The sequence below is a fragment of the Bartonella sp. AP65SXKL genome (genome assembly GCF_042195725.1).
Taxonomy (GTDB): Bacteria; Pseudomonadota; Alphaproteobacteria; order Rhizobiales; family Rhizobiaceae; genus Bartonella.
In genome coordinates this window covers 59,229-67,182 of sequence record NZ_JBHIOW010000011.1, presented here as the reverse complement: position 1 = coordinate 67,182, position 7,954 = coordinate 59,229, and the positions used below count along the sequence as shown (strand labels likewise).

7 protein-coding genes are annotated in these 7,954 nt (G+C 37.0%); 6 read left to right on the top strand and 1 reads right to left on the bottom strand.

The annotated features are described in order from the left end of the window. The 6 genes from ACFIMP_RS07260 to ACFIMP_RS07235 all read left to right on the top strand — a co-directional run bounded on the left by ACFIMP_RS07260 (window position 1) and on the right by ACFIMP_RS07235 (window position 5,289). Window positions 1-144, top strand: coding sequence for a TrwH protein (locus ACFIMP_RS07260; protein ID WP_273791747.1), 144 nt, complete (start codon window positions 1-3; stop codon window positions 142-144). After that, window positions 141-842 carry a VirB8 family type IV secretion system protein gene (locus ACFIMP_RS07255; RefSeq protein ID WP_375606007.1) on the top strand — a complete coding sequence of 234 codons (702 nt, stop codon included), beginning with the start codon at window positions 141-143 and terminating at the stop codon, window positions 840-842. The genes ACFIMP_RS07260 and ACFIMP_RS07255 overlap by 4 nt, the downstream gene beginning before the upstream one ends. A 13-nt stretch (window positions 843-855) precedes the next feature. Further along, complete coding sequence (virB9, locus tag ACFIMP_RS07250) at window positions 856-1,662, top strand: P-type conjugative transfer protein VirB9 (RefSeq protein ID WP_375612710.1); 807 nt, start codon at window positions 856-858, stop codon at window positions 1,660-1,662. Then, on the top strand, window positions 1,662-2,819 hold the full coding sequence (virB10, locus tag ACFIMP_RS07245) for a type IV secretion system protein VirB10 (protein ID WP_375606219.1): 1,158 nt from the start codon (window positions 1,662-1,664) through the stop codon (window positions 2,817-2,819). The genes virB9 and virB10 overlap by 1 nt, the downstream gene beginning before the upstream one ends. Next, on the top strand, window positions 2,794-3,855 hold the full coding sequence (gene virB11 / locus ACFIMP_RS07240) for a P-type DNA transfer ATPase VirB11 (protein WP_375612249.1): 1,062 nt from the start codon (window positions 2,794-2,796) through the stop codon (window positions 3,853-3,855). The genes virB10 and virB11 overlap by 26 nt, the downstream gene beginning before the upstream one ends. A gap of 1,158 nt (window positions 3,856-5,013) precedes the next feature. Further along, window positions 5,014-5,289, top strand: a complete 276-nt coding sequence (locus tag ACFIMP_RS07235) for a hypothetical protein (protein ID WP_375612711.1) — start codon at window positions 5,014-5,016, stop codon at window positions 5,287-5,289. 1,881 nt (window positions 5,290-7,170) lie between these two features. Here the strand turns inward: ACFIMP_RS07235 and sdhB are convergent. Then, the gene (gene sdhB / locus ACFIMP_RS07230) at window positions 7,171-7,950 is read right to left on the bottom strand and encodes a succinate dehydrogenase iron-sulfur subunit (protein WP_005774220.1); all 780 of its coding nucleotides are present in this window, start codon (window positions 7,948-7,950) and stop codon (window positions 7,171-7,173) included. Window positions 7,951-7,954: the final 4 nt, after the last annotated feature.

Genomic DNA, 7,954 nt, shown 5'->3' with positions numbered 1-7,954 from the left:
ATGAAGTCAATCATTCTTGTGATTTTGATTGCAAACCTTTTATCGGCTTGTGCATTAGCACCAAAGCTAAAACAGCCCAATGATAGGAACCGTGTGCCCATTAATAAAACAATCCCTGCCGAAATCAAGCGAGGAGACAGATGAAAACAAAACAAGCAAAACCAGTGAAAGCCGAACAACTTAGAAGTTATTATGAAGAAAGCCGTGGCTTAGAACGTGATCTTATCAATGAATTTATAAGGTCGCGCAGAACGGCATGGCGTGTTGCGAGTACTGTGGGTCTTTTTGGCTTATTCGGTATGATATGTGGAGTTGTTGGATTTTCTCAACCAGCTCCAACTCCCTTAGTATTGCGCGTTGATAATACGACGGGTGCAGTTGATGTTATCTCAATCATGCGTGAACACGAAGAAAGCTATGGCGAAGTTGTAGATAGATATTGGCTAAATCAATATGTGCTTAACCGCGAAACTTACGACTACGATACTATTCAACTGAACTATGACACAACAGCACTTTTAAGTGCGGCATCTGTTCAACAAGAATATTATAAAATCTATGATGGAGAAAATGCACGGGACAAAGTGCTTTCCAACAAAGCACGTATTACAGTTAAAGTACGATCAATCCAGCCTAATGGACTCGGTCAAGCAACTGTACGTTTTACGACTCAGCAACTTGACAGCAACGGTGCTGCTACTGGACCAAAACAGCACCAAATTGCAACAATTGGTTACACCTATGTTGGTGCACCCATGAAATCATCTGATCGATTGCTTAACCCCCTTGGTTTTCAAGTAACAAGTTACCGTTCTGACCCAGAAATACTGTTGAATGATTAAGGAATTGATTGTTATGAAAAAACTTGCGTTCGTTGTTCTATTGTCTTCGTTTTCTTCTCTTTATACGGTACCTGTGCAGGCGCTCAAAAGTCCATCAAATTCACAATATGATCATCGCATTCGCTATATAACATATAACGAAGCCGATGTGGTTCAAATTGAAACAGTTCTTGGTGTGGCAACACATATTATTCTTGAAGAAGGTGAACAGTACATAACTCATGCCTTTGGCGATTCTGAAGCCTATGCCTTTGCTCATAAAGGGCGGCATATTTTTATTAAACCAAAAGCAGAACTTGCCAATACCAATCTCATCGTTGTAACCGACAAACGGAGTTATAAATTCCGACTACAATTTCGGAATGACCGTGCGGGATCAACATATGAATTGGCTTTCCATTATCCCGATTCAAACGATGAAAAGTCAGAAGAAAACAATCGACGCCTTGCGATTGAACGTGGTTTTCACCAAAGCGTCAACGGCTATAATCTCAGTTATACCATGAGTGGTCACCAAGATATTGCTCCGATAAATGCTTGGGACAATGGGCGTATTACTTACTTTAAATTTCCCGCTAACATGGATATGCCATCGATTTATGTCGTAGATGCTGAAGGTAATGAAAGCTTAATACCACGCACCGTTATCGGCAGTTCTAATGATATTATCGCCGTTCATAAGGTCAATCCTAAATGGCTTATACGGCTTGGTAAACGCGCTCTAGCTGTTTTTAATGAAGCCTATGACCCCAATGGCATACCAAACACAACAGGGACAGTATCTTCGGTGGTTTATCGTATCAATAAAGGAGGAAAATGATGTTTGACAATAAGGAAGGAGAGGGAAAAGGTACAAAACTGGACAACGTCGAACAAAAACATATTGAAGGTACCTATGGAGGGTCCGAACTAGGTTCTGAACGTCGTCCAACAATTCCAGGTACCCGTGCATTGTTAATGGTAGGTCTTATTGTCATAGTAGCGATACCGATTGCCTTGACTTGGAAAGCTTTTAAAATGCGTAATACCGTGGAGGTTGAGGAAGAAAAACCACAACAAATAGTACAGCAAATTATACCAAACTATGTCCCTCGGATTATAGAAGAGCCAAAGATTGTAGAAGAAGCAGAAAAATCAACACAAACAGAAGATTCAAACTTGGATATTCCACCGGCATTGAGTAAACTTCTTCAAACAGCCATTCCTCCACATATGCTCCAAGATTCTGAAGAATTAGCACGCAAACGTATGCTCAGTTCTAGCCTTAACAACGGTGGTAGCGAAGGATCTACAGATACAAATAATAAAGCATCGAATAATGATAGAGGTAATGGCGTATTATTTGATAACCTTCAGCCCGTGCGTTTAGGTCAATCACATGCGATGCAACTTCGTAACCGTGACTTTTTGATTACACAAGGAACGCAAATAGATTGTACGTTAGAAACAAAAATCATTACATCTCAACCCGGAATGACGACGTGTCATTTAACACGCGATATTTATTCCACGAGTGGACGTGTTGTTTTGCTTGACCGTGGTTCTAAAGTTGTTGGTTTTTACCAAAGTGGCATACAACAAGGACAAACGCGCGTGTTTGTGCAATGGTTACGCATTGAAACGCCTTCTGGTGTTGTTGTCAATCTTGACTCACCAGGCACAGGTCCTCTGGGTGAAGCGGGTATTGGTGGCTGGGTTGACAGACATTTTTGGGAACGATTTGGTAGTGCAATTATGGTAAGCATTATCGGTGATTTAGGAGAATGGGTAAGAGGAAAAGTTGGTAAAAGCAGCAAAGAAAATAAAGATAACTCACAAAATAAAGGAGCTCAGAATGCTGAATCTATAGCAATCGATGTTCTTCAAAATTCCATCAATATCACACCAACACTTTACAAAAACCAAGGCGAACGAGTAAATATTTTTGTTGCTCGTGATCTGGATTTCAGCGATGTCTACAGTCTCGTCACACGTTAACCCGATACAAAAAGATCAAGCAGTTTTTCAGCTTCTGCAACCGCTTGATTGTTTTTTAGAAGATCCCACGATCACTGAATTATCGATTTGCCGCCCCTGTGAAGTATGGACGAAAAGCTTTAAGGGTTGGCAACTACATAGCGTACCAGAGTTAACAACCACTTTTTTGCAAACGCTTATTACAGCTATTATCGTTTATAACGGTATGGCTCCCAGAAGTATTAATTATGTGCTCTTGCCTGGTGGACAACGTGGTACAATTATACAAACACCAGCTGTTGTTGATGGTGCTCTTTCCTTTGTAATTCGTAAACATTCTCTCATAGTTAAAACGTTAGAAGAACTCAAAGAAGAAGGGGCATTTGACGATTTTTCTGATGTAAGTTTTAATAAGCCTTCAGCAAAAGAAGCCAATAACTTGTTATCGAGGCAGGACTTCACACGGTTGGAACCATTTGAAGTTCAACTCTTACAAAGTAAACGTGAGGGAAAAATTCTTGAATTTTTGGAAGAATGCGTCCTTCACAAACGCAACATTATTATTGCAGGCAAAACAGGATCTGGTAAAACAACATTTGCGCGCTCTTTAATTGAAAAGGTCCCTGTAGAGGAGCGTATTATCACAATTGAAGATGTTCATGAGCTTTTTCTACCCAATCATCCCAATCATGTACATATGATTTATGGTAACAATGTAGGCCGTGTTTCAGCTGAAGAATGCCTAGATGCGTGTATGCGTCAGTCGCCTGACAGAATTTTTCTCGCTGAATTGCGAGGCAATGAAGCATGGGAATATCTCAATTCGCTCAACACTGGTCATCCCGGATCGATTACAACAACGCATGCTAACAGCGCTTTGCAGACATTTGAGCGATGTGCCACCTTGATTAAAAGATCAGAAATTGGCCGGCAACTCGAGTTAGAAATGATAAAAATCGTTCTCTATACAACAGTTGACGTAGTGTTGTTCTTTAAAGATAGAAAACTCTCTGAAGTCTTTTACGACCCGATTTTTGCTAAATCAAAAATCGCTTAAGGGGAGCTTCCTCTCTCGGTAATATGAAGCAAACAAAAATAGCCGTAACTAATTGTTACGGCTATTTATTTAACTTTTCCTATTCTCTTTGCTTCTCCGATGGATTTTCTACACTCTTCATGAGGAAAAAAGTTAATAGACAACAACTCTACGAGAAAACCAAATTATACATAAGGCTCTCTTTATTCTCTTGCCTTTGATCATTCTTTCCATTTACCTTTTGAAAAAGTATCTTTGATGCAAAAAAGAAAAAATAGCTGCAAAATAAATATTTAAACAAAAGAAAAGAATAAATTTTGATTCGCCTATCAATGAAAGCTTCGTAAAATAGGTACTTTCGATCATCACAAATAATTATCGTCATCAAGACCAAAACTTATTATTTAAAAATTCTAAGCGCTATTTTCAAGTGATTAATAAATATGTTTGTAACCAAACAATCTCCAAATACGGAAAACCTCATACGAAATAAATTATCATTTCGATTTAGCATCCATAAACCACGTTCTATTTGGTAATAAAAAGTATAGTGGTATATAGACGTCTTCTTCGGACGAAGAAAGATTCTTAACCTCCAGTTGTTCGTAAACAACCAAATTTCTCTTAAGCAAGCTTTGCTAACCATATCACGTGGCTTATGTCCCTCTCCTAAAGACGATATCCATAGATTCCATAAGGTAAGCTCTACTCTGAATATTCCTGCTCTCTTCTCTGCACCACAAAAAGCAAAAATTCCTAAAAGAACAGATCTACAATCACTCTTCTTAAGATGCATCACATTGGCTTATAAAGAGTGTTCATTATTTTACGTGTTGGATAAAAGATCTTAGTACCGTAGGATTCTCTCATTTCAAAGCTGTTTATTAACCAAAACCATGTCTCTTGCACATTATAAGTAAATAAAGCCGTATAGAATGAAACTGTACAAAAAAGCACTAAAAATGCCTTTTATAAACCATCCAAAATGCCAAAAATTGTCACAACATTGGGAGTTTGCAAAGTGTCTAATGGCGCCCAACTTGTTCTTTTATGAAGTGTAAAAATGGAGATGCTCTATAAATTTTATATTATTCATCGGGGCTTTACCATTATACCATCCACGAACTCTGTAGTGAAATAAGCTTAGGCACCTTAAAGAAAGGTTTCTTAAAAACAAGCGTGCAAATTGACAAGCAAAGTGTATTTGGTTCGGGGCGTTCTGTTTTACATAAGGGTTTTGATCTTATTAAAGAACGAGAGAAACAAAAGCGTGAAGCAATGTGTAATCTCTATTATTTAAAAGACATTACTCTAGATGCTTTTGAAAGCCGTAAAGCAGAATTAAAAAATGATGCTAAAAATGGAAACTGGTTTGCACCTTTACAGCTTCATATTCTCCTCAAATTAGGCGGCTGTATAGCAACTTTCAAAGATTGCGCCAACAGAGATACATAATACTCTTAACTCCCATCTGATAAGTAAAAGCTGCAACAGCAAAAGCTCTTTTAAAAAAACAACGCCATAAAGTCATTAATAAACCGGCAATGAATTGGAGAAATGTTCCAGATTTTTATCAAACACTCTGCAAAGCAACAATAATGATACAACTGGCTTTGCATCTGCTTATTCTTACAGGTGTTCGTACCCATCTCTTGCATCAATTCGTGAAGATCAGATTGAAGAGGATATATGGACAATTCTTGGCTCGAGAATACGAACGGTCTGCGTGATACTACAGGAAATTTCGCAGGCCCTTATGATCACAAATATTAAAAATTTTAAAACAAGCACGCTTGTTTTTTCGCAATGATTTCTATTTTCTGTAACCGGCCGTAGTCCTTATTAATGTGAATTTCCTATCACAATATATAAGAGAGGTTAGGTTAAAAACCTGTCCACGTAGATTTCTCTCTCATTTACGTAATTGGCTAACAGACTCCACCTATCACACCTCAAAGGACGAAGCCTCTTAACACGCCACTGATCTGCAAACAATCCGCCCCCTCACCTAGCAGATTTCACCTTCTAACCACTCTAATTACCACATCCTAAATAAGATAGTGTTTTACAGCACAACAGAATAAATACCAAAACAATGACTGATTATACCGTTAATACTTGGACACCTCTTTTTCATGTTAAGAAATATCTTTTATGCTGAAAAATAAAAAACACTTTTACTGCTTAAACAACTTTCTTAAGCATACATACAAGAACAATGAAATACCCTAACATAATAAATAAGATCTAAACCTAGAAATCTCTATTTTTTATAGATAAAAACATATAAAATCAAAACCTCCGAAACTCGTCAAAATACAACATATTTTCTTTGATGATTGAATTTATTCAACTCAAACGAACCTACAAACACCGCTTATTCCACATTCGCAACACGTGTTCTTAGAATTCTCACTAGCCTTTTCTAAATTTTTAGAGAAACCTATAAATTTGCTATTTTTCAAACGTCTTATCTGCTCTTTAATGAATTTAAATCTATGATGTTACAATATTTTTAAATTACTACCCCCTTAACTATATAATCTATCTCTACAATAGAGAGGGATTTTACGTTCTCCATTTTTTGAGAACTATAAATTTTGTTTTTTAATGCGATTAACAATCCAATCTTTAAAATAAAAAATATGACCTTTATATATATAATGATATTATCAAAAATTCCTAATCCTTGAATACTAGCAATGTTTTCGATATTACAATAAATGTGTCGTAAAATGACGAATTGTCATAATGATCACTCCTTTGTATTTCATTTAGATAATTTACATGCGTTTAATATTTGTATCAGCATTTATTTTTGTGCTATATTTATACAGAGTAATCATTTTTTATAAAAAATGATTACTTAAATCTGCATCAAAGTATAAATTATGATGCGAATTTAATAAAAATAAAAACACATGGCATATTGATTTTATTGTTCTTACATAGAACGCTATTTAAAGTATAGTTTACTCGAAAGACTAATGCCTTTTTAAAGGCAATAATAACTATACTAACCGCCTCATAGAAGCCAATAAATTTTTAGAGATTAAGCCTCAAAGAGGCACAAAAACACGCACAATTTTCTATTTTTCTTTTTACTGTTCGTTAATCGGTCAAATTTCAAAGATAATATTCAACTATGAGTTTTCTGCTCAGCCATTGCAAGGATTGCTTCTACAAGGATTGCTTAATTTTTAGAGATTACTTCGCTTTTAGAATGATTATAGCTACTGCGCCCCCATAAGCAGCCGATCTTCTTTTAGAGATTTAATTGCTAAAAGGAGATACAATTTCCCACCTTGCGCTTTATTTTGATCAATCAGTAAATTTTCAAAGGCGGCGTTCAACCATGAGTTTTTTAATTTCAGCAATCGCTTTCGCTGGATTTAATCCCTTTGGACAAGTTTGCGCACAATTCATAATCGTATGGCAACGATAAAGGCGGAAAGGATCTTCTAAATTATCAAGACGTTCACCACACATCTCATCACGTGAATCCGCAATCCAGCGATAAGCTTGAAGCAAAACAGCGGGCCCCAAATAACGATCACCGTTCCACCAATAACTTGGACATGAAGTCTGACAACACGCACACAAAATACATTCATAAAGGCCATCGATTTTTTGGCGATCGGAGTGACTTTGTAACCATTCTTTTGCAGGTTCAGGAGAAACTGTTTGCAACCAAGGCTCAATGACTCGGTGTTGTGCATAAAAACGCTTTAAATCAGGAACCAAATCTTTAACAACCGGCATGGAAGGCAACGGATAGACCTTAATGGGATGTTTTACATCATCCATCCCTTTGGTACAAGCTAATGTATTGGTTCCATCAATATTCATCGCACATGAACCACAGATGCCTTCACGGCATGATCGACGAAGTGTCAAAGTTGGATCAATATGGTTTTTAATAAACAAAAGCCCATCAAGAATCATAGGACCACAAGCAGAACGATCCACATAATAAGTATCTAAATGAGGATTTTCCTCATCATCAGGCGACCAACGATACACGTGAAATTCCGTCAGCTTTGTAGCACCTTCAGGTTTAGGCCAAACCTTTCCCGGTTTTACTTGAGAATTTTTGGGAAGCTTAATTTGTACCATATTT

Coding starts and splice junctions, on each gene's coding strand:
- ACFIMP_RS07260 (WP_273791747.1), top strand. CDS start 1: ATGAAGTCAATCATTCTTGTGATTTTGATTGCAAACCTTTTATCGGCT.
- ACFIMP_RS07255 (WP_375606007.1), top strand. CDS start 141: ATGAAAACAAAACAAGCAAAACCAGTGAAAGCCGAACAACTTAGAAGT.
- virB9 (WP_375612710.1), top strand. CDS start 856: ATGAAAAAACTTGCGTTCGTTGTTCTATTGTCTTCGTTTTCTTCTCTT.
- virB10 (WP_375606219.1), top strand. CDS start 1,662: ATGTTTGACAATAAGGAAGGAGAGGGAAAAGGTACAAAACTGGACAAC.
- virB11 (WP_375612249.1), top strand. CDS start 2,794: ATGTCTACAGTCTCGTCACACGTTAACCCGATACAAAAAGATCAAGCA.
- sdhB (WP_005774220.1), bottom strand. CDS start 7,950: ATGGTACAAATTAAGCTTCCCAAAAATTCTCAAGTAAAACCGGGAAAG.